We start from the raw sequence: 25,456 nt of genomic DNA, 5'->3' as shown, positions 1-25,456 counted from the left end.
CGTGCAAATCCCTTGTGTCACTGTGGTTTCAGTAGTCCCAACGCGGCGATTCTTGTCGGTGGTCGTTCGTAAACTTTGGGGCATGGGTGCGAGCAGTCGTGAAGAGATCGTCGAGGTCTTCGACGCGCTCGATGCCGACGCTGAACGATTGTGCGAGTTGTCCTTTGACGTGTTGACCACTCCAGAGCGATTGCGGGCATTAGAGCGCCTGGAGCGGGTGACCCACCAGCTTCGGGCACCCCAGCATACGTTGATCAATCAGGTCGGCGAGCAGGCCGGCGACCAAGAACTGGGCGGCACATTGCCCACGGCGCTGGCCAACCGGCTACGCATCACCAAAGCCGAGGCCAGCCGACGCATCGCCGAAGCCGAAGATCTGGGTCAGCGTCGCGCGCTGACCGGCGAGGCGCTGCCGCCACAGCTGAGCGCAACCGCAGCCGCCCAGCGCCAGGGACTGATCGGTGACGCGCATGTGAAGGTGGTCCGCAGCTTCTTTGCCCACCTGCCTGCCGAGGTGGACCTGCCTACCCGTGAAGCCGCCGACGCCGACCTGGCCGCCAAGGCCAGCCACTACCGCCCGGACGAGTTGGCCAAATACGCCCAGCGGGTGATGGACTGGCTTAACCCCGATGGCGAACTAAACGATCAGGAGCGCGCCCGCAAGCGCGGCATCACGCTCGGTAAGCAGGAATACGACGGCATGTCGCGCATCAGCGGCTACCTGACCCCCGAGGCCAGGGCCACGTTCGAACCGGTGTTGGCCAAACTGGCCGCCCCCGGCGCCTGCAACCCCGAGGACCAAACACCGGTCATCGACGATGTACCCGATGAGGACGCGGTCCGCCGCGACACCCGATCTCAAGCCCAACGCAATCATGACGGCTTGCTGGCCGGACTGCGGGCGCTGCTGGCCTCAGGGGATTTGGGTCAGCACAACGGCCTGCCGGTGTCGATCGTCATCATCGCCACACTCCAAGAACTCGAAGCCGCCATCGGCAAAGCCCTCACCGGCGGCGGCTCGCAGCTACCGATGTCGGATGTGATCCGAATGGCCAGCCACGCCCATCACTACCTGGCGCTATTCGACAACGGCAAACCTTTGGCTTTGTTCACACCAAGCGCTTCGCCTCGCCAGCGCAGCGAATCATGTTGTACGCCAGGGATCGTGGGTGTACAAAGCCCGGCTGTCCTGCGCCGGCCTACCACAGTGAGGCCCACCACATGCAAGGCTGGACCACCACCCGCCGCACCGACATCGACGACCTCACCCTGGCCTGCGGCCCGGATAACCGGCTCGTCGAAACAGGCTGGACCACACGCATTAACGCCCGCGGCGACACCGAATGGATACCACCGCCACACCTCGACCATGGACAACCAAGAACGAACGCGTTCCACCACCCCGAACGATTCCTCCGCGACGACGACGACGAACCCGCTTGACGCCGAGACATACCCTCAGTGGCCCGAACGTTCGGCCAGTGCCCGCACGAAGAACGTCAGATTCGCCGGACGTTCGGCCAATCGGCGCATGAAATAGCCGTACCACTGAGTGCCGTACGGCACGTACACCCGTACCTGATTACCAGCATCGACCAGCCTCCGCTGCTCGTCGTCGCGGATGCCGAACAGCATCTGGTATTCGAAATCGCTAACGTCACGCCCTGATTCGCGAGCCAACGCGGGGACCGCGGTGATGATCTGCGGGTCGTGGGACGCCACCATCGGATAACCGGTGCCGGCCATCAGCACCTGCAGACACCGCAGATACGAGTCGGTGACGTCGTCGCGGTCCCGGTAAGCCACCGATACGGGCTCGTCGTACGCGCCCTTGCACAACCGCACCCGCGCCCCGACGGTAGCCAGCTCCCGGCAATCGTCCAACGTGCGGTGCAGATAGGCCTGCAAAACCGTTCCCAGCCAGGGAAAGTCGACGCGCAGGTCACCGGAGATCGACAACGTCGAATCCGTGGTGCGGTGATCTTCGGCGTCGACCGTGACCCAGACACCCACCTGCTGGGCCCGCGCGCAGATAATGCGGGCGTTGTCCAAGGCGATCTTCTGGCCGTCGTGCTCGAGCGCCTGCCCCAGTGCCGAAAGCTTGACCGACACCTCCAGCGGCCGCACGCGATCGGCACTGTCGCTGCGCAGCACATCGAGCAGACGCAGGTACGCCTGCACGGTGGCCTTCGCATCGTCGACGTCGCGCACGTCCTCGCCCAGATAGTCGATGCTGACGAAGCGACCCGACTCCCGCAGTACGGCAACACTATTCACCACAGAGTGGAGGGTCTCCCCCGGCACGAACCGGTGCACCACACTGCGGGTGACGGGCAGACGTTCGGCGGCACGCCGCAGGCCTTTCCTGTGGCTCGCGGCCAGTATCGCCGGACGAAGTGTGTTGGCGAACAGTCCGGACACTAGTCCGATCCCATGTGCGGGTAGAGGTGATCGGTGGCGGGTACGAACGTCTCCTTGATGGTGCGTGCCGAGGTCCAGCGCAACAGATTCAGCGGGGAGCCCGCCTTGTCGTTGGTTCCCGAGCCGCGTGAACCGCCGAACGGCTGCCGTCCGACCACGGCTCCGGTTGGCTTGTCGTTGACATAGAAGTTGCCGGCCGCGAACCGCAACCGGTTCTGTGCGGCCAGCACGGCCTGCCGGTCTTCGGCGATGACCGCGCCGGTCAGCGCGTAACGGGATCCCGTGTCGATGACGTCGAGGATTCGCTCGTACTGATCGTCGGGGTAGACGTGGACCGACAGCAGCGGACCGAAGTACTCGGTCGAGAAAGACTCATCAGTAGGGTCGTCGGACAGCAACACGGTCGGACGCACGAAATAGCCTTCGCTGTCGTCGTATTCGCCACCGACGGCGATGGTGACCCCAGGTGCGCCTTTCGCCCGCTCGATAGCGTCGACATTCTTGATAAAGGCGCGTCGGTCGATCAGCGCGCCACCGTAGTTGGTCATGTCGGTGATGTCTCCAAAGCGCAGATCCTCGGTCGCGCTCAGAAAACTGTCTCCCATCCGCTGCCATACCGAATGCGCGATGAACGCTCGCGACGCCGCCGAGCACTTCTGGCCCTGGTAGTCGAAGGCGCCGCGAATCAGCGCGGTGCGCAGCACATCCGGGTGCGCCGACGCATGGGCGAGGATGAAGTCCTTGCCGCCGGTCTCGCCGATCAACCGCGGATAGCTGTGGTAGCGACTGATATTGGTGCCCACGTGGTACCACAGCCGCTGGAACGTTGCCGTCGATCCGGTGAAGTGGATGCCGGCCAGCCGCCGATCAGCCAGCGCCACATCAGAAACCGCGAAGCCGTCGCCGGTGACCATGTTGATCACCCCCGGCGGCAGTCCGGCGACCTCGAGCAGTTTCATCAGCAGGTACGCGGACAGGGTCTGGGTGATCGACGGCTTCCACACCACGGTGTTGCCCATCAGCGCCGGTGCGGTCGGCAAATTACCGGCGATCGAGGTGAAGTTGAATGGTGTGATCGCATAGACGAAGCCGTCCAGCGGGCGGTAGTCGCTGCGGTTCCACTCCCCTGGCCCGCTGATCGGTTGCTGCGTCAAAATCTCCTGCGCGAATGCGACATTGAAGCGCCAGAAGTCGATCAGCTCGCAGGGTGCGTCGATCTCGGCCTGGTACACCGACTTCGATTGGCCGAGCATCGTTGCGGCGGCGATCTTTTCCCGCCACGGCCCGGCCAGCAGATCGGCAGCGCGCAGGAACACCGCAGCGCGTTCGTCGAACGGCAACGCTGCCCAGGCCTCTCTGGCAGTCGTGGCCGCATCGATGGCCGCAGCTGCATCGGCGTGCACGGCATTGGTCAAGGTACCCAGCTTCGCGGCGTGGCGGTGCGGCTGGACGACGCCGATCCGTTCACCGTCGCCCATCCGGTGTCTGCCGCCGATGACATGCGGGAGGTCGATCGGTTGGTCAGCCAATGCGGCCAGCTCCGCTTGGAGTCGAGTGCGTTCCGGGGAATGCGGGGCGTAGTCGTGGACCGGCTCGTTGGCCGGTGGGGGCACGTGCGAAATCCCAGTGATCGCGTCCATGCTTGCCAGGATCCCCGCCGAAACGGCTCAACTGGTTGGCTGATCAGACAACGATTCGCCCATGAGCTAGTACGATCGGACAACATGGGAGCGGCGGGTGTCGGCTTGGGCCAATTGCTGCTGGCGCTGGACGCGACCCTGGTCAGCCTGGTCGAGGCGCCGCGGGGCCTGGACCTTCCAGTGGCGACGGCAGCGCTGATCGATTCCGATGATGTCCGGCTCGGTATGGCCGCGGGCGCAGGGTCTGCCGACCTTTTCTTCCTGCTGGGCGTCACCGTGGAGAACCAAGCCGAGGCGTTGCGCTGGCTCGACCGTCAGGTACGGCACGCGCCGGTGGCGATCCTGGTCAAGGAGCCGTCGGACGCCTTGGTGACCAAGGCCGTCGCAGCCGGCTCAGCGGTCGTCGCCGTCGAGCCGCAGGCCCGCTGGGAGCGGTTGTACCGGCTGGTCGATCACGTCTTACAGCATCACGGGGACCGCGCGGACCCGACGGACGACTCTGGCACCGACCTGTTCGGTCTGGCGCAGTCGCTGGCCGACCGGATCCACGGCATGGTCAGCATCGAAGACGTCCAATCGCATGTACTGGCCTATTCCGCCTCCAACGACGAAGCCGACGAGCTGCGGCGGCTGTCCATCCTGGGCCGGGCCGGCCCTCCTGAGCATCTCGAATGGATCGGCCAGTGGGGCATTTTCGACGCGCTGCGCGCCGGCAGCGACGTGGTGCGGGTTGCCGAGAGGCCGGAACTTGGCCTGCGTCCGCGGCTGGCGATCGGGATCCACCACCCATCGGCCGGGGGACCGCGACCGCCGGTATTCGCCGGCGCCATCTGGGTGCAGCAAGGGTCGCAACCATTGGCCGACGACGCCGAGGAGATGCTGCGTGGCGCATCAGTGCTTGCCGCCCGGATCATTTCGCGGCTGGCCGCCCGGCCATCCACTCACGCGCGACGGGTGCAGCAACTGCTCGGCCTGAACGACGGGGAGCCCGTCGAGGTGGCCGATATCGCGCGCGAGCTCGGCCTGGCCGCCGACGGAAACGCCTCGCTGATCGGCTTCGACATCGTTGAGACCGGGCCCCAGAATCCGCGGTTGGCCGACGTTTTGGCGTTGAGCGCCAGCGCCTTTCGGCACGACGCCCAGGTCGCGTCATACGGGTCGCGGATGTATGTGCTGCTGCCTGCGATCGCGACGGCCAGGTCGGTCACCTCGTGGGTCCGCGGCACGATCGGCGCCCTGCGCACCGAGCTTGGGCTACAGCTGCGGGCCGCCATTGCCGCACCGCTACCTGGCTTGGCCGCGGTCGTCTCCGCGCGCGGCGAGGTGGATCGGGTACTGGAAAGCGCTGCGCGGCATCCGGTTTTGGGACCCGTGATTTCACTGACCGAAGCACGCACCACGGTGCTGCTCGACGAGATCGTCACATTCGTCGGCAGCGAGCCGCGGCTCGTCGACCCCCGGGTACGCGACCTGTGCGCGCAGGATCCGGTGTTGGCCGAGACGCTGCGCGCTTACCTGGACAGCTTCGGCGACATCGCTGCCGCGGCGCAATTACTGCAGGTGCATCCCAACACCGTTCGCTACCGGGTGCGGCGGGTCGAGAAGCTGCTGTCGACCTCATTGGCCGATCCCGATGTGCGGCTACTGTTTTCGCTAGGGCTGCGGGCCTTGGAGCGGCCCTAACTCCCCGTGTGTGCAAACTCGTAGTGGCTGCGCGATACCGTTTCGGGGACTTATGGTGTCGCTGTACCGAACGTTGCGAGGGAGGCTGACGTGGACGGGACGCCGTTCGGACGCTATCGATTGATCGAGTTGCTGGGTCGCGGCGGCATGGGCGAGGTGTGGCGTGCTTTCGACACCATGACCGAGCGGGTCGTCGCCCTCAAAGTCCTGCCCGAACGCTCCGCCGACGATTTGGTCTTCCAGACGCGATTCCGGCGCGAAGCCCGTTCAGCCGCCGGGCTCAACGAGCCCCACGTGGTGCCGATCCACGACTTCGGCGAAATCGACGGCCGGCTGTACGTCACGATGCGGCTCATCGAGGGCCGCGACCTGCAATCCATCCTGGCCGACGGGCCGCTCGAACCAGCCCGCGCTGTGTACATCGTCGACCAGGTGGCCTCGGCACTTAACGCCGCACACCGCATCAACTTGGTCCATCGCGACGTCAAACCGTCCAATATCTTGGTCGCCGACGAGGATTTCGCCTACCTGATCGATTTCGGCATCGCGCGCGCCACCGGCGAAACTTCGCTGACCCACACCGGAAACGTCTTGGGCACCTTTGCCTATCTTGCCCCCGAGCGAATAACCAGCGAACACACCGACCATCGTGTGGACGTCTATGCCCTTGCCTGCGTTCTGCACGAGTGCCTTACCGGCAGTCAACCATTTCCCGGCGACAGCCTGGAACAACAGCTCGGCGGCCACTTGACGCAACCTCCACCACGCCCGTCGAGCCTCCGCCACGACCTCCCCCCAGGGCTGGACGGGGTCATCGCCAAGGGGCTGGCCAAGAATCCCGACGAGCGCTACGCGAACACCAAGGAGCTCGCCAGCGCGGCACGCGCCGCGGTGAATGCACCGGTCAGCGGCCCCCAACCGGTGTGGCCGACACCGCACACCCAACACCGCCAGGACGGCGCCTGGCCGGCGGCTCCCACCCAATTCGGCCCAGCCGCGAACGCCACTCAGTTCGGCCCCACCCAGTTCGGCCCGACGCCCGGCCCGCCCCGATTCGGTCCCAGCTTTCCGCCACCGAATCTCGGTCCGCCGCACGGCAACCAACGAACCTCACGACGACGAAACCGGATCGTGCTGGCGGGTGGCGCCGCGGTGGTGGCCCTGATCGTCGCAGTCGTCCTGGTTGTGGTGTTCACCAAAGGCGGCAGTAGCAGCAAACACCAGGCTGGACCGGCGAACACGCCGAGCAGCGGACCCTTCACCGGCGTCTACCGCGCCAACTTCAGCGCGTCGAGCACCCATGGGGCGACGGATAAAGACGGGACGCCGTCATCCGGGCAGTGGTCCGTCCGTTCGTCATGCCGGTCCACCGGCTGTGTGGCAACAGCGCGCGCTACGGACGCTCCTACCCTGCAGCCGGCATTCGTGTTCGACGACTTCGGCGGCCAGTGGCATGCGGTCGCCGTGACCTCAGTGAGTTCCGCGCCGCCGGGCGTCTCGGGCTTCAGCGGCTGCACATTCCCCGCCGATTTCTGGACCGTTATCACGCTGGAACCACGACCGGCCGGAACACTGGTCGGCAAATACTTCGCAATCAGCACAGACGGAAACTGCGTCACCGAGCGAACCGTCACCTTCACTCGGGTCGGAGACGTCGACGCGAGCAGCCTCCCGGACCCAGACGGTCAGGCGGCGCGGGTTCCCTCCCCGGCCGCAGGGTTGCACGGCCACTACCACGCGACAATGACGCCGAAAACGAACCGCAAGCCGGTCGAATGGGATGCCAATTTGCAGACCGAATGTCTTCGAACCGGCGAACGCTGCATCAGTTATGCGTATAAGGCCTACGACTTCTTGGTGTTCGCGGACGGAAAGTGGACTTACAACTTCGACGGCAAGAAGACATGCCCCGGTTACGGGTCCCCGCAAACGAAAATCAATTGGGACCTTCCGCTTCCACAACCGCCGGAAAACCCCATCACGTTGTTAACCGGCCATGGACACCGGGACGTCATCGACACTGGTTGCGCCGGCTCGTGGGACGAAGACGTGAAATACGAACGAACGAGCGACTGAATGGTTTGGTGACCGCGTAACCAACCAGCGCGGATACCGTACGGCTAGCGTCCGCCGTCGCTATGCTCAATGCCGTGGCGGAAACGTCGTACGCTTCGTGCGGCGAGCTCAGCCTTGCATATCAGGTGTTCGGCGACGGGTCGGTCGAGCTGGTCTTCACGGGGCCCTTCGTCAGCCATCTCGACCTGTTTTGGACGGTGCCCGAGTTCAAGTCCTTCTTCGACCAGCTGGCCACCTTCTGTCGCATCGTCGTGTTCGACAAGGCCGGGGTCGGGCTGTCAGATCCGGTCCCGCGCGTTCGCACGCTGGAGGATCGGGCGACTGAGATCGAGGCCGTCATGGACGCCGCCGGCTTCACAAGTGCCGCCATATTCGGTGGGAGCGACGGCGGCCCGGCCGCCATGCTGTTCGCGGCAACACGGCCGGAGCGAACGCGGGCGTTGATCCTTTGTTGCACATACTCGTTTCAAGCAGGCGGGTGGGACGCATTGGACCGCGACCCGGCCGAAGTGTGGGAGCGCCACCTTCCCGAGCTGGGTGCGGACTATATGCCGTCGCTGGAGCAGATCGCCCGTATTCAGGCAATCGGCCGCGCGGTCCGCTCCGGGTGGGGTACCGGAGCGGCGTTCAGCATCAGCTTTCCGTCGGCGTCCGGTCGATTGCGCCAGCTCGCAATGTCGGAGCGCATGTGTGCCAGCCCGGGGATGGCGCGCGCGTCGCTCGAAGCGTCATTTCAGCTCGACGTACGACCGATTCTTCCGACGATCACCGCGCCCATACTGGTCATCCATGCCCGCGAGGACCACGTCGTTCCGGTGCAGTGCGGCCGCTACCTCGCCGACCACCTCCCGGGCGCGGAGTACCTCGAGGTCGACGGTACGGACCACTTGCCCTGGTTCACGGAGCCCGACAAGGTCCTAGTCGGGATCGAGGAGTTCCTCACCGGCACCCATGCGGCCCCGTCACAGGCGCATCGGGCGCTGCGCACCGTGTTGTTCACCGACATCGTCGCCTCGACGCAACACGCCGCGGCGGCGGGTGACGAGCGGTGGCGCGCGGTGCTGCAGCGCTTTGGTGAGATCACCGCCGACCTCGCGGAGCGTTACGGCGGCACCGTGGTCAAGAGCACCGGCGACGGTCACTTGGCCACGTTCGACGGGCCGACCCAGGCGATCCGCTGCGCCGAGGCCTTACGCACTGAGGCGGAGATGCTGGGCATCCAGGTCCGCGCCGCCATTCACACCGGCGAGTGCGAACTGCTGGATGCCGACATCGGGGGGATCGCGGTTCACATCGCGGCGCGCATCCTCGGCCACGCCGGTGCCGGGGAAATCCTGGTCTCGAGCACCGTGCGCGATTTGGTCGTCGGCTCGGGCACGGGCTTTGAGGACCGCGGCAGCGTCGAGCTGCGTGGTGTGCCCGGCAGCTGGCAACTGCTGGCGGTCGATCGTCGCGGGCCCCGGGCGGGATCACCTGAGGCGCAACTGGTTTCACTGCCCACCCCCGGCGCTCGGACCGCAATGCGCCGCTCGGACCGCGCTGTGGCCGTGATGGCGAAGCGGGCACCGTGGATCCTGCGCGGGATGGCCCGCATCGCGCCGGCCACCGGCCGCAAATGACCAGAGCCGCGACGCGGTTTCAGGTCTCGGTGCACGCCTGACGGCGGGGTGGCGATGATGGGGGGATGACAGCGACGTTTGACGAACTAGTCGCCGAGGCGGACTCGGTCGCAGTGGAGGGCTGGGACTTCTCCTGGCTGGACGACCGAGCCACCGAAGAACGCCCGACCTGGGGATACCAGCGGCTGCTGCGCGATCGCCTCGCGACCGTAACGTCCGCTCTGGACATCCAAACCGGCGGAGGCGAGGTTCTGGCGGGGGCCGGTCCATTTCCGCCGACGATCGTCGCCACCGAGTCGTGGCCGCCGAATCTGACCCTGGCCACCCGATTGCTGCATCCCCTGGGCGTGGTCGTCGTCGCATGTGACGAACGTCCGATGCCGTTCGCCGACGCCGCATTCGACCTGGTGACCAGTCGGCACCCGGTCGACCTGTGGTGGGATGAAATCGCCCGCCTCCTCAAACCCGGCGCCAGCTATTTCGCCCAACACGTCGGCCCGGCGTCTATGCGGGAATTGATCGACTATTTCGTGGGTCCGCAGCCGGAGGTCCTGGGCCACGGACAGTTGAGCCCCGAGGCGGTCAGAGACGACGCCGCCGCGGCCGGACTCGAGGTGGTCGATCTGCGGCTGGAACGGCTGCGGGTGGAGTTCTTCGACGTGGGGGCGGTGATCTACTTTCTGCGCAAAGTGGTGTGGGCGATTCCCGGCTTCACCGTCGACGCGCATCGCGACACGCTGCTGCGGCTGCATCAGCAGATCGAGGCAGACGGGCCATTCGTCACCTCCACCTCGCGAGTGCTGATCGACGCCCGCAAGCCCGCCTGACCGGCGACAGGGTCGACGGATCGACCATCTGGCTGGTCGACCATAAGCTGAGAACCGGGAGGTGCTGGTGGTGCATGAGCCGCCGAACGGGGATACCACCGCGGAGTGGGGTGACGCGTCGCGGTTCGGCCACTATCTGCTGAATAAGGTGCTGGGTCGCGGCGGATTCGGCGAGGTGTACGAGGCATACGACACGAGGAAGAACCGGACCGTCGCCCTCAAGCTGCTCCCGACGTCGTACTCGGGTAACCCGGTGTTCCGCCGACGGCTCTTTCGGGAGGCCTCCACCGCGGGCCGGCTCAACGAGCCCCATGTGGTTCCAATCCACGACTACGGCGAAATCGACGGGCAGCTGTATATCGACATGCGGTTGATTCGCGGCTCCGACCTGCGGGTGGTGCTGGACGACAGCGGACCGCTGGACCCGGCGCGGGCGGTGGGGATCGTCGGCCAGATCGCCGCGGCGCTGGACGCGGCGCACGCCGAACAGATCGTCCACCGCGACGTCAAACCTGCCAATATCCTGCTCACGCCCGAGGATTTCGCCTGCCTGGTCGACTTCGGGCTGGCCAATGCTGCCACCGACGCCAAACTCACCACCGACGGCAACACGGTCGGAACATTCGCCTATATGGCTCCCGAACGGCTCGCCAACGAGGAGATCGACCACCGCACCGACATCTACGCCCTGGCCTGCGTGCTCTACGAGTGCTTGACGGGTACCGCGCCCTATCCGACCGGCGACCTGGCCGCGCTGATCGCCGCACATCTCACCGCGCCCATCCCCCGTCCAAGCCGCCAACGCCCCGATATCCCGTCCACCTTGGACAAGGTCATCGCCAATGGCATGGCCAAGACTCGGGACAAGCGGTACTCGAGTGCCGGGGAGCTGGCCGCCGAGGCAAGACAGGCGCTGGCCCGCGCGCCCCAGGCACGCTACGACACACCTGCCGGCCGACCGCGCACCAAACGCCGCCGCAAGATCGCCCTGGTCGCAGCGACCGCCGCAGTCCTCCTGGCCACTGCGGCAACCATCAGCCTCGGGGCCAGCCACCGACGCGACACGGCTTCCGGCGCCCACAGCCCCGGCGCCAGGGCGACGGCGTCCCTGGTGCCCGGCACCGTGATCGACGCCATCCCCGTCGGCAGACACCCGGAAGGAATCGCGGTCGACCCGACCACCCACTTCGCCTACACCGCGAACTTCAGCGACAGCACCGTCTCGGTCATCGACACCGCCACCCGGACCGTCACCGCTACCATCCCCGTCGGCAAAGGCCCGGAGGGAATAGCCGTCGACCCCGCCGCCGGCATCGCCTGCACGGCCGACAACCGCGACGACACCGTTTCGGTAATCGACCTCGCTAACCGGCGACTCGTGGCCACCATTGCCGTGGGCAGCCAACCATGGGGTGTGGCAATCGATCCCGTCAGCCACACCGCCTATTCCACCAACATGTGGGACGGCAACGTGTCGGTGATCGACCTCGTCAGGCGCAGCGTCACCACCACCATCACCGTCGGCAAAAATCCGTTCGGGGTAGCCGTCGACCCCGATAGCCACACCGCCTTTACCGCCAATGGCGACAACACCGTAGCGGTGATCGACACCGCTAACCGGACTGTCACCGCGACCGTCACCGTCGGCAACGACCCGCGGGGCGTGGCGGTCGACCCCGCCACGCATACCGCCTTCACCACCAACGAAGCCGAGGGAACGGTGTCGGTCATCGACCTGACCAACCACACTGTCGCCGCTACCGTTCCGGTCGGCAAACACCCGTATGGTGTCACCGCTGACCCGACCACCCACACCGCATACGTCGCCAACGAAGCCGACAACACCGTGTCTTTGATCGACCTCACCCGACACACGGTCACCGGGACCATCAGGCTCGGCAAAGACCCCTGGGGAATAGCCGCCGACGTCAGCACCCGACAGATTTACACCACCAACCACGACAACACCGTCTCGGTGATCGCACTCATCCGCTGAGCAGCTCTGACAGCCGGTGCTTCACTTTGTGCACAACTGCACCACGCGCAATGGTTATCTTCAGCGTGAAGGTAATTCCCTGTGTTGCACCAACTTTCCTTGCCGCTAGGCTGCCAGGGTGGCAGACACCCCGTCGTCATACCTGGTCCTGGCGTCCCAGCGCAGTGGCAGCACGCTGCTGGTCGAATCCCTGCGCGCCACCGGCGTGGCCGGCGAACCCCAGGAGTTCTTCCAATATCTACCCGCGACCAGCCAGGCCCCCCAGCCGCGGGAGTGGTTTGCCGGCGTCCAGGACGAGTCGGTACTGCGCCTGCTGGACCCGCTGGACGTTGGGACGCCCGACCTGGCACCGGCCGAGATCTGGCGCGATTACATCCGCACGGTCGGAAGAACACCGAACGGGGTGTGGGGCGGCAAGCTGATGTGGAACCAAACCCCGCTACTGTTGGACCGCGCGCGCCAACTGCCCAATCGATCCGGCCCGTCCGACAGCAGCCTGCTGGCCGCGATCCGCGACGTCGTCGGCGAGGAGCCACTGCTGATCCATATCCACCGGCCCGACGTGGTGTCGCAGGCGGTGTCATTCTGGCGGGCGGTGCAGACCCGGGTCTGGCGCGGCCGACCCGATCCGGTCCGCGATGCGCGCGCCACCTATCACGCCGGAGCGATTGCACACACTGTTGCCATGCTGCGCGCCCAGGAGAAAGGCTGGCAAAGCTGGTTCGCCGACGAAGGCGTCGAACCGATGGAGATCGCCTATCCGGTGTTGTGGCGCAATCTGACTCAGGTGGTTGGCGACGTCCTCGAGGCGTTGGGGCTTGACCGGCGACTGGCGCCCGAGCCGGTACTGGAGCGACAGGCCGACCAGCGTTCCGACGAGTGGGTGGACCGCTACCGCGCGGACGCCGAAAGAGAGGGACTACCAACATGACTGCGACTATCACCACAGAAACCCGAAGAGTCGACGAGCTCAGGCTGCTGGAAGCCGAGGCGGTACATATCATCCGCGAAGTGGTGGCCGAACTCGAGCGGCCGGTGCTGCTGTTCTCCGCCGGCAAGGACTCCATTGTGCTACTCCGCCTGGCGGAGAAGGCATTTCGTCCGCTACCGCTGCCGTTTCCGGTTATGCACGTGGACACCGGCCACAATTTTCCCGAGGTCATCGAATTCCGGGACCGCCGGGTCACCGGCCGTGGACACAAACTGATCGTCGCCTCGGTGCAGGAATCCATCGACAACGGACGCGTAGCCGACCCCGGCCACGGGGCTTCGCGCAACCGGGCGCAGACCCGGACGCTTCTTGACGCGCTGGATGCGGGCGGCTTCGATGCGGCGTTCGGGGGCGCCCGCCGCGACGAGGAACGAGCCCGCGCCAAGGAACGAATCCTGAGCTTCCGCGACGAGTTCGGCCAATGGGATCCGCGGGCGCAGCGCCCCGAGCCGTGGACGCTCTACAACGGCCGGATCAAGAAAGGCGAACAAGTGCGGGTGTTCCCGCTGAGCAACTGGACCGAGCTCGACGTGTGGCGCTACATCCAGCTGGAAGACCTCGAGCTGCCGCCGATTTACTTCGCCCACGAACGTGAGGTGTTCGAACGGGACGGCATCCTGCTGGCGGTGTCGGAATACGCCAGCCCGCAGACCGGTGAAGCCTCCGCCCGGGAGTGGGTGCGCTACCGCACCGTCGGCGACCTGACCATCACCGGCGCGGTACGCTCCACCGCCACCGACATCGTCCGGGTCATCGCCGAGATCTCCGCGGCGACGGTCTCTGAGCGCGGCGAGACCCGCGCCGACGACCGCACCTCGGCCGCCGCGATGGAAGACCGCAAGCGCGAAGGGTACTTCTGATGACTGCCAAGATGACTGCCAAGATGACTGCCGACAAGACTGCCGACAGGCCTGCCACCGTCACCCGGCAGCTGCTCCGCATCGCCACCGCGGGTTCGGTGGACGACGGCAAGAGCACCCTGATCGGCCGGCTCATGCACGACACCGACAGCCTGCCGCTGGATCACCTCGAGGCCGTCACCGACGCAGAGGGTGTCGCCGACCTGGCCGCGCTGTCCGATGGCCTGCGCGCCGAACGCGAGCAGGGCATCACGATCGACGTCGCCTACCGGTTCTTCTCCACCGAAACCCGCAGCTACATCCTCGCCGACACGCCCGGCCATGAGCGCTACACCCGCAACATGTTCACCGGCGCCTCCAACGCACACGTGGCGATCCTGTTGGTCGACGCACGAGCCGGGGTGCTGCGGCAGACCCGCCGGCATGCCCGGATCGCGAGCCTGCTGGGCATCAGGCACTTCGTCGCGACGGTGAACAAGATCGACCTGGTCGATTTCGACGAGGCCCGGTTCGCCGAAGTCGAAGCCGAGCTGCGCCAGATGACGGCACGGCTGGGCAGCACGGACATCACCGTGATCCCGATCGCGGCCAAGCACGGGGACAACGTGGTGCACCGCTCCGATCGCACACCGTGGTACGGCGGCCCCACGCTGCTGGAGTACCTGGAGGGCATCGAGTTGACCGCGCCGCAGGCCGAGGCGTCGCGCCTGCGGCTGCCGGTGCAGTGGGTGTCGCGGCCCACCGCCGAGATGCGCCGCCGCTACACCGGGCGCCTCGCGGCCGGCACCCTCAGCGTCGGCGATCCGGTGGTGTCGCTGCCCGCCGGCACCCGCTCGACGGTGACCGCGCTGGACACTCTCGACGACGACCGCACCACGGCCGTCACACCCCTGTCGGTTTCGGTGGAACTGGCCGACGACATCGACGTGGGCCGCGGCGATGTGCTGATCAGCGGTGCCGACGACGCCACCGCGCCGGTACTGGCCCGCGAAATCGACGCAACGGTGTGCTGGTTCATCGATTCCCCGCTGCGCGCCGGCGACCGGCTCGCGCTCAAACAGACCACCAAGACCGTGCGGGCCACCGTGCAGGCGCTGCACTCGCGGCTGGACCCCGAGACGCTCGACGAACTCGACGGGCCAGTTGAGTTGGCGCTCAACGACATCGGCACCGTCACCCTGCGGACCAGTTCCGTCGTCGTCGCCGACAGCTACGACGACAGCCGTGGCATGGGCGCGTTCATCCTCATCGACGAGTCCACCAACGACACCGTCGGCGCCGGCACGATTATCGAAGCCCGGGAGGTCAAGCCGGGCACTCATGCGCGCACCGACATCCGTTGGCATCCGTCGTCGCTGGACCGCGGCTACCGCTGGGGCGCCACCGGACAAACCGGCGCCACCATTTGGTTCACCGGTCTCCCGGCATCCGGCAAGTCGACGATCGCGGTGGCCGTGGAGCGCGCGCTCGTGGAATCCGGGCGGGTGGCCTACCTGCTCGACGGCGACAACCTGCGCCACGGCCTGTCCGACGATCTGGGCTTCTCACCCGGCGACCGCACCGAAAACATCAGGCGGGTCGGGCATTTGACCCGCCTGCTTGCCGACGCCGGAGTGGTCGCGCTGGCTTCGCTGGTGTCGCCGCTGAAGTCGGACCGCGAGATCGCCCGCGACCTCAACGCGGCCGCCAAGCTGCCCTTTATAGAGGTATACGTCGCCACGTCATTGGCCGAGTGCGAGAAGCGTGACCCCAAAGGCCTGTACGCGCGTGCGCGCAGCGGCCAACTCAACGGCCTGACCGGTGTCGACGCACCCTACGAGGCGCCGGAGGACCCCGACCTCACGCTCGACACCACCAATGCCGACATCGATGAACTCGCCGCTCAGGTCATTGCGCTGCTCGACCAGCGCAGTCCGCGCCCGCCCGCTTAGCTACAGAAACGGCGTGACAAAGTCACCCGTACGCGGGCCGCTCGACGCTTTGCCGATCTGACACGTAGACCTCGGCAAGAAACTGCTCGACCGCCACCGCGGCGTGCGCCGCACGGGCCGACCCGAAGATGTCGAAAGCGTGCTGCGCGCAAGGTAACTCGGCGTAGACGACGGGATTTCGGCTGACCTCACGCAGCCGCGCCGTGAACCTGCGCGCCTGCTCGACCGGAATCAGCGAATCGTTGCGGCCGTGCAGCACGAAGAAGGGGGGTACGTCCGCAGAAACGTGCGTGAGCGGCGAGGCAATCCGAAATGGCTCCGCGGTCTCGGTCCGGCTCACCTTGAATACGTTCTTCGCCACCACCGGCGTCAGCAACGGATGCATCGAGTTGTCGGATTGGGTGAAATCGTAGACACCGTAGAACGGGACAGCCGCCTGCACCCGCGTGTCGGCAGCTTCGAACCCCGGCTGGAACTGGGGATCGTTGGGGGTGACGGCAGCCAGCGACGACAGATGCCCGCCGGCCGAGCCGCCCGTGATCGCGATCCAGTCCGGGTCGCCGCCGTACTCGGCGATGTTCTCCTTGACCCAAGCGATCGCCCGCTTGACGTCGACAATGTGGTCGGGCCAGGTGGAGCGCGGGCTGAGCCGGTAGTTGATGGCCACGCACACCCAGCCCAGCTCGGCCAGGTGGCTCATCAACGGATGTGCCTGCCCGCGCTTGTTCCCCACCATCCAGGCGCCGCCGGGAACCTGCAGCAACACCGGAGCACGTCCGCCGCGGTCCAGGTCGGGCCGGCGCCAGATGTCGAGATGATTCCGGGAGCCGAACTCTCCGTAACTGATGTCCCCGTCGTGCGCATAGTCACGGTAGATACGCATCATGCGCACGACGCCGGGTTTCTTCGCGGTGGCTCCCCCGGGCGCCGGGCGCTGCCACAAATCGCCCGACTCGGTGCGACGGTTCGGGCCCAGCCCTTGGTCGAGCGCAGCGGTCAACGGTTCGTTGGCCCTGCGCCCGCAGTACTGCAGACCGAGCAGCCCCAGCCACGACACTGCCGACACCGCCCAACTGAACAGGCGCACCCGCGGAGACAGCCGGCGCGACACCGCAGCCAGCGCCGTCAGCTGCGCAGCGAGCGTCGGCACCGGAAGCTCCGACGCGAACAGGCCGTAGCCGAATGCATACAGCGACCCGTAGCCGCGCTTGGTCAGCGGCCGGTAGCCGTTGGCGGTAAACCCCAAACTCAGAACGGACACCAACACCGCCAACACTCGCTTCACCGCTGATCTCTCCCCTCGGATTCCTTGCACAGTGTTCCCCTCGGTTACCACGGGTTCCCACTGGTAACCGAATCTAACTGCCTTCGGAATCCGCACGTTGTCCGGTGTCTTCGGTGTTCCCCGGATCCTCGATGACGTGATATGCCGGATCGACCATCGTGATCGGCCGATTACCGCTCTGGCGGGGCTTGCCGATGATCCGCAGCAGCTGGCCGGGCTGGATGTCGGCGCCCCCATTGCCGGGGCGGAAAGAGATGCTGATCTCGCCCGTGTCGTCGCCGACCACTATCCAGCGAAACGTGCGCCTTCCCTTGGCGATGTCCTCGACTTGACTGACCCGGCCTTCGAAGGTGGCGCGCTGTCCGGGAATCAGACCGGCCACGGTGATCACCGACGACGGCCGTTCGGAATGTTCGGGATGCTCATACGCTTCGACGTCCTGGCTTTCGCCCTGCGAAACCCAGGCTTCCAGCTTGTCGAGCTCGCGGGCCACCCGTTGCTCGAAGCGTTCGGGATATGCCTCCTGGACCCGCGATTGCACGTCGTAGGGCACGATCGTCGCGGCCGCATTCGGCAGGAGGCTGACGGCGCGGGCGATCTTGTCGGCGGTGCGGTCATGCAGCAGCCGGCCCAGCAGCGGCGCATAGGTACGACGTGGCAGCAACACCGTCACGTTGGTGTCTGGATGTTCCTTGCCCGCCTTGGCAACCAGCAGCTGCGCGGCGCGGGTGACCCGCCGGTCCGGACAGTCGACGACACGCAGCCGGGTATCGAGGTCGAACTGCTCCCAACGCTTTCGCAATTGCGCGGCATGAGTCGCGTCGACCATGAAGTGCACCGCGATCAGCTCGTCGGCCCGTAATCCCTTGCCGTACCGCAGCGCTTCGATCACCGCGAGGTCGAGCGAGTTCACGAAAATGAACACCCGGTGCCTGGCGTACTTCACCAACTCGGGGCGGTCGGTGCGGAACATCTCGAGAATGGCGGCCTCGGCCCGATATTCCTTATTGAGTCGTATCAACACGAACACCAGCACGGGGAAGACGACCACCACCAGCCAGGCGCCCTCGGTGAACTTCGCCACCGCGAAGATGCCGACCACCACCGTCGACAGGATCGCCGCGGAAAGGTTGATCGCCAGCCGGCGTCGCCACCCGCGTTCCCGACGAGTCAGATGGTGTTTGGTCATCCCGTAGCCGGCCATCGAGAATCCGGTGAACACGCCGATCGCGTAGAACGGGACCAGCGCGTTGACTGAGCCGCCGGTGATCACCAGCAGCGCCACCGACAGCGCGGTGAGCATGATGATGCCGTTCGAAAACACCAGGCGGTGACCGCGTTTGGTCAGTTGCCGCGGCAGGAAGCGGTCTTCGGCGACGAAGCTGGCCAGTGCCGGGAACCCGTTGAAGCTGGTATTGGCACCGGTGAACAGGATGGCGGCCGTTGCGGCTTGGACGAGGAAGAAGAAGATATCGCCGATCACTCCCTTGCCGAAGACGGCTTGGCCGATTTGCGAAAGAACCGAAGGGTATTCACTTTTGTACGGCGTGGCGTGGGTGGCGTATGCGAGATAGGCCACGCCTGCCAGCAGGAATCCGAGAACACAGGCCATGGCCGTGAGCACCCGACGTGCATTGCGGCCCTCAGGCTTTCGGAACACGTCGACGGTATTGGAGATCGCCTCGACACCCGTCAGCGACGAACCGCCATTGGCGAACGCGCGCAGCAGCACCAGAATCGTTGCGCCCATGACCAATCCGCTGCCCTGATGCACCGGAACAGTTCCGGCGATATGCTGGGGCTCGTATTTCGGTAAGCCCCAGAATATTTCGCGGATCACACCGACGACGATCGTCAAGCCGATCATGACGATGAAGGAGTACGTCGCCACGGCGAACGGCATTCCCGCTTCCTTCAGGCCGCGTAGGTTCGCGTAGCAGATGGCGATCACCACGCCGACGGTGATTTCCAGGCTGTAGGGACCCAACACCGGAATCGCCGACACCACCGCGACCGTCCCAGCCGCCGACTGCACGGCCACCGTGACCACGTAGTCGATCAGCAGTGCCGCGGCGGCGACCTGGGCCACCCGGGGTCCGAAATTCTCCCGCGCGACGATGTAGGACCCACCCGCTCGGGTATAGGCCATGACGACCTGCCGGTAGGACGCGGTGACCAGCACCAGAATCAGCAAGATGACGCCGGTGACGGGAAGCAGCAACGCGAACGCCGCCAGCCCAGCGTGCGGCAGCAGTTCGATCAGGATCTGTTCGGGGCCATAGGCGGTCGACGAGATCGCGTCCGGCGAAAGTGCGCCGAGCGCAACCCCATTGGGTAGCTTCTCGGCGTTGAGATCTTCGGTGATCAGCGGCTTGCCCAGAAAGACGCGTCTGGCGATATCCCCGATCGACACCGGGATACGCGGCTTGGCAGCCGAACCTGTGTTAGATGCCACGCCCAATTCCACCGCGAGCAGACGCAAAATCGCACCGACTCGCCGGAATTTTTGCGATTTTGCGTCTCCTCGCGGGTGGTTAGCCGAGCCGGCTGACCGCTGCGGCGATTCGTTCGTCGGTGGCGGTCAGTGCGACTCGCACATGCTGCGCGCCGCCGGGGCCGTAGAAATCGCCGGGCGCCACCAGGATGCCGCGCGCGGCCAGCCACCTGACGGTGTCCTGACATGACTCACCACGAGTAGCCCACAGATACAGCCCGGCCTCCGAATGATCGATGGCAAAACCCGCCGCGCAGAGCGCCGGTGCCAGGGCGGCCCGTCGCCGCGAGTAGCGCTCCTGCTGCAGCGTCTCGTGGTCGTCGTCGTCCAGGGCCGCCACCATGGCGGCCTGCACCGGCGTCGGGACCATCATCCCGGCGTGCTTGCGCACCGCCAGCAGTTCCGCGACCAGGCCGGGATCTCCGGCCACGAAACCGGCGCGGTACCCGGCCAGCGACGAACTCTTCGACAACGAGTGCACGGCCAGCAGGCCGGTGTGGTCACCGTCGCAGACGGAGGGATGCAGCACCGACAGCAGTCCTGGCGCCTCGGCGTCCCAGCCCAAGCCCAGGTAGCACTCGTCCGACGCCACGACGGTACCTCTGTCACGCGCCCACCCCACGACCTTTCGCAGGTGGTCGGCACCCAGTACCCGCCCGGTCGGGTTGCTCGGCGAGTTGATGTAGATGAGTGCGGGCGACAGCGGGCCAATCTGGGTCAGCGAGTCCGCACGCAGCACCTGTGCGTTGGCCAGGCGGGCGCCCACCTCGTAGGTCGGATACGCCAGCTCCGGCACCACGATCACGTCGGCCGGGCCCAGCCCGAGCAGAGTCGGCAACCAGGCAATGAGCTCCTTGGTGCCGATCACCGGCAGCACCGCCGACTCGGCCAGCCCGGTGATGCCGAACCGGCGGGCCAGCGCGACCACCGCCGATTCGCGCAGCCGCGCGGTGCCCGCGGTGGCGGGATACCCGGGTGCCGAAGCGGCCGCCGCCAGCGCTTCCTGGATCAGCGGCGCGACCGGATCGACGGGCGTTCCGACGGACAGGTCGACGATGCCGTCCGGATGGGCTTCAGCCAGCGCTTTCGCGTCGGTCAGGGTGTCCCAGGGGAACACCGGCAGGGACGCCGACACGGCAGCCCGGCCCATCACAGGCTCACGCCGCAACGGCTCGCTCAGTCGCCTTCGCCCTGCGGCGGCAGGTCCTTGACCACCTGCGGGTCGTTCTCGGTCATGCCGACCTTGGCCGCCCCGCCAGGCGATCCCAGCTCGACGAAGAAATCGGCGTTGATCTGCGTGTACTGGCTCCACTGGTCCGGCACATCGTCTTCGTAGTAGATCGCTTCGACAGGACAGACCGGTTCACAGGCCCCGCAGTCGACGCATTCGTCGGGATGGATGTAGAGCATCCGGGCACCCTCGTAAATGCAGTCGACCGGGCACTCCTCAATGCATGCCTTGTCCTTGATGTCGACGCAGGGTTCGGCGATCGTGTACGTCACGGACGTCTCCTCAACGTGTCCTCTATGTACTGCTCGGTGTGGGCTGCTATTCGCAACGCCCGGGCCGTCGTAGCCCTAGTAGGCGGAGCGTTTCGGTTACTGATACTAGACGTTGCACATACACCTCAACCACTGGGCACGCCCGCAAATATGTCCAGCCGTATGCACTGAGTTGCATAGCGGTGCAGAGCGGCGCAGGCGAGGCATTTATGCTGCCCGGGTGGCGCTACCCCACGCGATCCTGGTGTCGCTGTGCGAACAGGCCGGCTCGGGGTACGAGTTGGCCCGGCGATTCGACCGGTCCATCGGATACTTCTGGGCCGCAAGCCATCAGCAGATCTACCGGACCTTGCGGGTGATGGAGGACGACGGGTGGGTGCACTCGACGACCGTGGCCCAGCATGGCCGGCCGGACAAGAAGGTGTACACCGTCACCGAGAGCGGCCGGGCCGAACTGGCCCGCTGGATCGCCGAGCCACTGAGCGCGGCCCGGCCCGGTCGAGGCAGCGCGCTCAGCGACAGCAGCACTCGCGAGATAGCCGTCAAGCTGCGCGGCGCCGTCTTCGGTGACGTCGGCGCACTTCGCGCTCAGATCGCCGCGCTGAGCGCCGAACGCGCCGACTCGCTGAACACCTACCGCGGACTGGAGAAGCGGGCATTCCCCGATCCGTCCGTGTTGCGCGGCAGCGCGCTGCACCAATACCTGGTGCTGCGCGGCGGCATGCGGGCCGAAGAAAGTGCCATCGACTGGCTCGACGAGGTGGTCCAAGCGCTGCGGGAGCACCGGTGAATCCCTACCCGAACCTGTTGTCTCCGTTAGACCTTGGTTTCACCACTTTGCGCAACCGGGTGGTGATGGGTTCCATGCACACCGGACTGGAAGACCGGGCCGGCCACATCGATCGACTGGCCGAGTATTTCGCCGAACGCGCCCGCGGCGGCGTCGGACTGATCATCACCGGCGGCTACGCACCCAACCGCACCGGCTGGCTGCTGCCGTTCGCCTCGGAAATGGTCTCCTCGACGCAAGCGCGAAGGCATCGGCGCATCACCAGCGCGGTCCATGACTCGGGCGCCAAGATTCTGCTGCAGATCCTGCACGCCGGACGCTACGCATACCACCCGCTTTCGGTGAGCGCGTCGTCGATCAAGGCGCCGATCAACCCGTTTCGGCCGCGATCGCTGACGTCGCGCGGTGTCGAAGCGACCATCGCAGACTTCGTCCGCTGCGCGCAGCTGGCCCGCGACGCCGGCTACGACGGGGTCGAAATCATGGGCAGCGAAGGATATCTGCTCAATCAATTCCTGGCGCCGCGCACCAACAAGCGCACCGATTCCTGGGGCGGCACCCCCGCCAATCGCCGCCGCTTCCCGGTCGAGATCGTGCGTCGCATCCGTGCGGCCGTCGGACCCGATTTCATCATCTGCTACCGAATGTCGCTGGCCGACTACGTCGAGGGAGGCCAGAGCTGGGACGAAATCGTCTCGCTGGCAACCGAACTGGAGGCCGCGGGCGTCACCATCGTCAACTCCGGCTTCGGTTGGCACGAAGCGCGGGTGCCGACGATCGTCACCTCGGTGCCCAACGCCGCGTTCGTCGACATCAGCAACGCCGTCGCCGAACACGTCGATGTCCCCGTGGTGGCCTCGAACCGGATCAACATGCCCCAGGCCGCCGAACAGATCCTGGCCGACACGCAGGTGCAATTGATATCGATGGCCCGGCCGCTGTTGAGCGACCCCGAGTGGGTGCTCAAGGCGCAATCCGATCGGGCCGACGAGATCAATACCTGCATCGCATGCAACCAGGCCTGTCTGGACCACGCCTTCGTCAAGAAGACGGTGTCATGTCTGCTCAATCCGAGGGCCGGGCACGAGACCAAGTTGGTCTTGTCCCCGACGCGACGGGCCCGCGCGGTTGCCGTCGTCGGAGCCGGCCCGGCGGGGCTGGCGGCCGCGGTCAACGCCGCCCAGCGGGGTCATCGCGTGACCCTCTTCGAAGCCAACGACTTCATCGGCGGCCAGTTCGACATGGCCCGCCGCATCCCGGGCAAAGAGGAATTCAACGAGACGGTCCGGTATTTCTCGACGATGCTAGCCAAGCACGACGTCTCGGTCCGGCTGGGTGCCCGCGTCTCGGCCGGCGAGTTGACCGACTACGACGTCGTCGTACTGGCTACCGGGGTGGTGCCGCGCATTCCGGCCATCCCCGGCATCGACCACCCCACGGTGCTGACCTATGCCGAGGCGATCACCGGCGCCAAACCGGTCGGGAAAACGGTGGCCGTGATCGGCGCCGGCGGCATCGGCTTCGACGTGAGCGAACTCCTGGTCACCGAGCATTCCCCGACCCTGAACGTCAAAGACTGGAAAGCCGAGTGGGGTGTCGTCGACCCGCAAGAAGCCCGCGGAGCCTTGACCACTCCCATTCCGGCACCGCCCGCCCGTGAGGTGTACCTGTTGCAGCGCACCGAAGGTCCGCAGGGCAAGCGACTGGGCAAGACCAGCGGATGGGTGCACCGGGCATCGCTGAAGGCCAAAGGCGTCCATCAGCTCTCCGGGGTGAACTACGAGCGCATCGACGACGACGGCCTGCACATCAGCTTCGGCAAGGCTCGTCGGAGACCGCAGGTGCTCGCGGTGGACAGCATCGTGGTCTGCGCCGGCCAGGAGCCGGTACGCGACCTGGAGACCGAATTGCGGCGCATCGGCATCGACCCGCACATCATCGGCGGTGCGGCGTTCGCCGCGGAGCTGGATGCCAAGCGAGCCATCAAGCAGGGCACCGAGCTGGCCGCGCAACTCTAATGGTCTACCTAGCATTTTCACAGCAAGGCCCAGATGGGAATGCTGACCTGCGGAAAGTAAGACTCCGAGCGGGTTTTGCGATACCTTTCCCGATGGAAGCAGACCCAGGAGGGCTGGTAGCCTCGACGACAGACGGCAACCCGCTGGGCAGCTGTGATCGCCGTCTTTTGCGACGGTACAAATAATGGGAGAGGTCCACAAATGGTGAGGTTGTCACTGACCAAACTGGCCGCCGGATTCGGTGGTCTTGCGTTCGCGTTGAGCGCCGCGACCGGCGTCGCTTCCGCGGATCCGGATGCACTCAACACGACGTGCGACTACGGGCAGGTGATCAGGGCCCTCAACGCGACCGACCCGGCAACGGCCGCCCAGTTCAACAGAAGCACTGCTGTGCAGGGCTATTTGAACAACTTCCTGGCCGCGCCACCGGGTTCGCCGGAGCGGCAGCAGATGTTAGCGCAGCTACCTCCGAAATACCAGGGAACCGTCCAGCGGGTCGCGGCGGTCTGTAACAACTACTGAGCAATCAGTAGCCGCAGAGCAGGCGGCGCACTCGGCCCAGGGTTTCCGGTCCGGCGCGGCTACAGATCCGCGCCGGGTCGCCGGGTCGACGTCCCCACAGCAGCAAGACTCGTGCGGCGGCGTCGGTTTCCAGAGTGGCATCGCCGTCGGATTCGGTGAGCTCGATGGTGGTGTGATCGGCGTCGGCGCTTACTAAAACATCGTCGGTGCCCGGGACCCGCAGCCGGGCCTCTATTTTTTCGCGCAGTCCTTTGGCGCCTTTGGCGAGTAGCGGGCGTCCCACCGCGACCACGCTGTGCGTCGTCATCCAGGGCTCGGCAAGTCGGGCCTGGGCGGCCGGGTCGTCGCCGGTGATATCCCAGCCGTGCAAGACGAGCTCTTCACGCATGTGCTCGGCGAACCATGGCACCTTCATGGTGCGACCTGTCCAGGCGACGTCGGTGTCAGCCGGGACTTCATCCGCCGCCTCGGCGACGACGTTCAGGGTCGCCATCCGCTCGTGCAGCGCTTCCCACAGGTCGGCATCATTCATGTCGCGCAGCGGACCCTCGCGTTCTTCGAAACCGCGCGTGCCGACGGGTTCGCCTTCCAGGTGGGCGCGCAGGACGCGGGCCAGTTCTTCGGCGTTTCCCGCCTGGTGGAGCACGAGGTCGCGGACCGTCCAAGCCTCACACCAGGTGCCGGCGTCGGGGCGCCGCTGTTGCACTGCGTCCAGGAATGGCTGCCATTCGGGAAAGCGCTCGCTGTCGATCCGATGCCGCACGGGGTGCGTATACCCGTTTCTTCCCGTCGCGAGCGTG

Annotated in this window: 18 protein-coding genes and 1 pseudogene; 12 read left to right on the top strand and 7 right to left on the bottom strand. The window is 66.1% G+C overall.

All coding sequences use genetic code 11. The annotated features are described in order from the left end of the window. Positions 1 to 82: 82 nt before the first annotated feature. Positions 83 to 1,443 (top strand): annotated as a pseudogene (locus AC5Y21_RS00980) (HNH endonuclease signature motif containing protein). A gap of 15 nt (positions 1,444 to 1,458) precedes the next feature. Here the strand turns inward: AC5Y21_RS00980 and AC5Y21_RS00975 are convergent. Continuing rightward, positions 1,459 to 2,421, bottom strand: a complete 963-nt coding sequence (locus AC5Y21_RS00975; protein ID WP_499908502.1) for a proline dehydrogenase family protein — start codon at positions 2,419 to 2,421, stop codon at positions 1,459 to 1,461. Continuing rightward, a complete protein-coding gene (gene pruA / locus AC5Y21_RS00970) occupies positions 2,421 to 4,061 on the bottom strand; it encodes an L-glutamate gamma-semialdehyde dehydrogenase (RefSeq protein WP_499908500.1) in 1,641 nt (546 codons plus the stop codon). The genes AC5Y21_RS00975 and pruA overlap by 1 nt, the downstream gene beginning before the upstream one ends. An 84-nt stretch (positions 4,062 to 4,145) precedes the next feature. Between pruA and AC5Y21_RS00965 the strand changes: the two genes are divergently transcribed. The 8 genes from AC5Y21_RS00965 to cysC all read left to right on the top strand — a co-directional run bounded on the left by AC5Y21_RS00965 (position 4,146) and on the right by cysC (position 16,044). Next, a complete protein-coding gene (locus tag AC5Y21_RS00965; RefSeq protein WP_499908498.1) occupies positions 4,146 to 5,744 on the top strand; it encodes a PucR family transcriptional regulator in 1,599 nt (532 codons plus the stop codon). A gap of 90 nt (positions 5,745 to 5,834) precedes the next feature. Further along, positions 5,835 to 7,820, top strand: a complete 1,986-nt coding sequence (locus AC5Y21_RS00960) for a serine/threonine-protein kinase (protein WP_499908496.1) — start codon at positions 5,835 to 5,837, stop codon at positions 7,818 to 7,820. Between the two features lie 74 nt (positions 7,821 to 7,894). Then, positions 7,895 to 9,439, top strand: coding sequence for an adenylate/guanylate cyclase domain-containing protein (locus AC5Y21_RS00955; RefSeq protein WP_499908494.1), 1,545 nt, complete (start codon positions 7,895 to 7,897; stop codon positions 9,437 to 9,439). 65 nt (positions 9,440 to 9,504) lie between these two features. Beyond that, the gene (locus AC5Y21_RS00950) at positions 9,505 to 10,266 is read left to right on the top strand and encodes a class I SAM-dependent methyltransferase (RefSeq protein ID WP_499908492.1); all 762 of its coding nucleotides are present in this window, start codon (positions 9,505 to 9,507) and stop codon (positions 10,264 to 10,266) included. Positions 10,267 to 10,336: 70 nt separating this feature from the next. Next, the gene (locus tag AC5Y21_RS00945; RefSeq protein WP_499908490.1) at positions 10,337 to 12,262 is read left to right on the top strand and encodes a protein kinase domain-containing protein; all 1,926 of its coding nucleotides are present in this window, start codon (positions 10,337 to 10,339) and stop codon (positions 12,260 to 12,262) included. Between the two features lie 118 nt (positions 12,263 to 12,380). Next, on the top strand, positions 12,381 to 13,193 hold the full coding sequence (gene stf0, locus AC5Y21_RS00940; RefSeq protein WP_499908489.1) for a trehalose 2-sulfotransferase: 813 nt from the start codon (positions 12,381 to 12,383) through the stop codon (positions 13,191 to 13,193). After that, positions 13,190 to 14,113, top strand: coding sequence for a sulfate adenylyltransferase subunit CysD (gene cysD, locus AC5Y21_RS00935; RefSeq protein ID WP_499908487.1), 924 nt, complete (start codon positions 13,190 to 13,192; stop codon positions 14,111 to 14,113). The genes stf0 and cysD overlap by 4 nt, the downstream gene beginning before the upstream one ends. A gap of 23 nt (positions 14,114 to 14,136) precedes the next feature. Continuing rightward, positions 14,137 to 16,044 carry an adenylyl-sulfate kinase gene (cysC, locus tag AC5Y21_RS00930; RefSeq protein WP_499908923.1) on the top strand — a complete coding sequence of 636 codons (1,908 nt, stop codon included), beginning with the start codon at positions 14,137 to 14,139 and terminating at the stop codon, positions 16,042 to 16,044. 22 nt (positions 16,045 to 16,066) lie between these two features. On the opposite strand, the gene AC5Y21_RS00925 is transcribed toward cysC, so the two are convergent. The 4 genes from AC5Y21_RS00925 to fdxA all read right to left on the bottom strand — a co-directional run bounded on the left by AC5Y21_RS00925 (position 16,067) and on the right by fdxA (position 21,326). Then, positions 16,067 to 17,329: an alpha/beta hydrolase fold domain-containing protein gene (locus AC5Y21_RS00925; RefSeq protein ID WP_499908485.1), complete on the bottom strand. Its 1,263-nt coding sequence runs from the start codon at positions 17,327 to 17,329 to the stop codon at positions 16,067 to 16,069. A 73-nt stretch (positions 17,330 to 17,402) separates the two neighbouring features. Continuing rightward, a complete protein-coding gene (locus tag AC5Y21_RS00920; RefSeq protein WP_499908921.1) occupies positions 17,403 to 19,790 on the bottom strand; it encodes an amino acid permease in 2,388 nt (795 codons plus the stop codon). 73 nt (positions 19,791 to 19,863) lie between these two features. Continuing rightward, a complete protein-coding gene (gene dapC / locus AC5Y21_RS00915; protein WP_499908919.1) occupies positions 19,864 to 20,958 on the bottom strand; it encodes a succinyldiaminopimelate transaminase in 1,095 nt (364 codons plus the stop codon). A gap of 41 nt (positions 20,959 to 20,999) precedes the next feature. Continuing rightward, complete coding sequence (gene fdxA / locus AC5Y21_RS00910) at positions 21,000 to 21,326, bottom strand: ferredoxin (RefSeq protein WP_067257596.1); 327 nt, start codon at positions 21,324 to 21,326, stop codon at positions 21,000 to 21,002. A gap of 220 nt (positions 21,327 to 21,546) precedes the next feature. On the opposite strand from fdxA, the gene AC5Y21_RS00905 reads away from it, so the two are divergent. The 3 genes from AC5Y21_RS00905 to AC5Y21_RS00895 all read left to right on the top strand — a co-directional run bounded on the left by AC5Y21_RS00905 (position 21,547) and on the right by AC5Y21_RS00895 (position 24,656). Beyond that, entirely contained in the window at positions 21,547 to 22,116 is a 570-nt protein-coding gene (locus tag AC5Y21_RS00905) for a PadR family transcriptional regulator (RefSeq protein ID WP_499908483.1), read from the top strand. Continuing rightward, a complete protein-coding gene (locus tag AC5Y21_RS00900) occupies positions 22,113 to 24,134 on the top strand; it encodes an FAD-dependent oxidoreductase (RefSeq protein ID WP_499908481.1) in 2,022 nt (673 codons plus the stop codon). Before AC5Y21_RS00905 ends, AC5Y21_RS00900 begins: the two co-directional genes overlap by 4 nt. Before the next feature lie 204 nt (positions 24,135 to 24,338). Further along, a complete protein-coding gene (locus tag AC5Y21_RS00895; protein WP_499908917.1) occupies positions 24,339 to 24,656 on the top strand; it encodes a hemophore-related protein in 318 nt (105 codons plus the stop codon). A gap of 4 nt (positions 24,657 to 24,660) precedes the next feature. On the opposite strand, the gene AC5Y21_RS00890 is transcribed toward AC5Y21_RS00895, so the two are convergent. Continuing rightward, positions 24,661 to 25,419 carry a maleylpyruvate isomerase N-terminal domain-containing protein gene (locus AC5Y21_RS00890; RefSeq protein WP_499908479.1) on the bottom strand — a complete coding sequence of 253 codons (759 nt, stop codon included), beginning with the start codon at positions 25,417 to 25,419 and terminating at the stop codon, positions 24,661 to 24,663. Positions 25,420 to 25,456: the final 37 nt, after the last annotated feature.

This window comes from Mycobacterium sp. NGS41, assembly GCF_059812725.1.
Note: the sequence above shows the minus strand (reverse complement) of the source record. Positions and strands in the feature narration are given on the sequence as shown.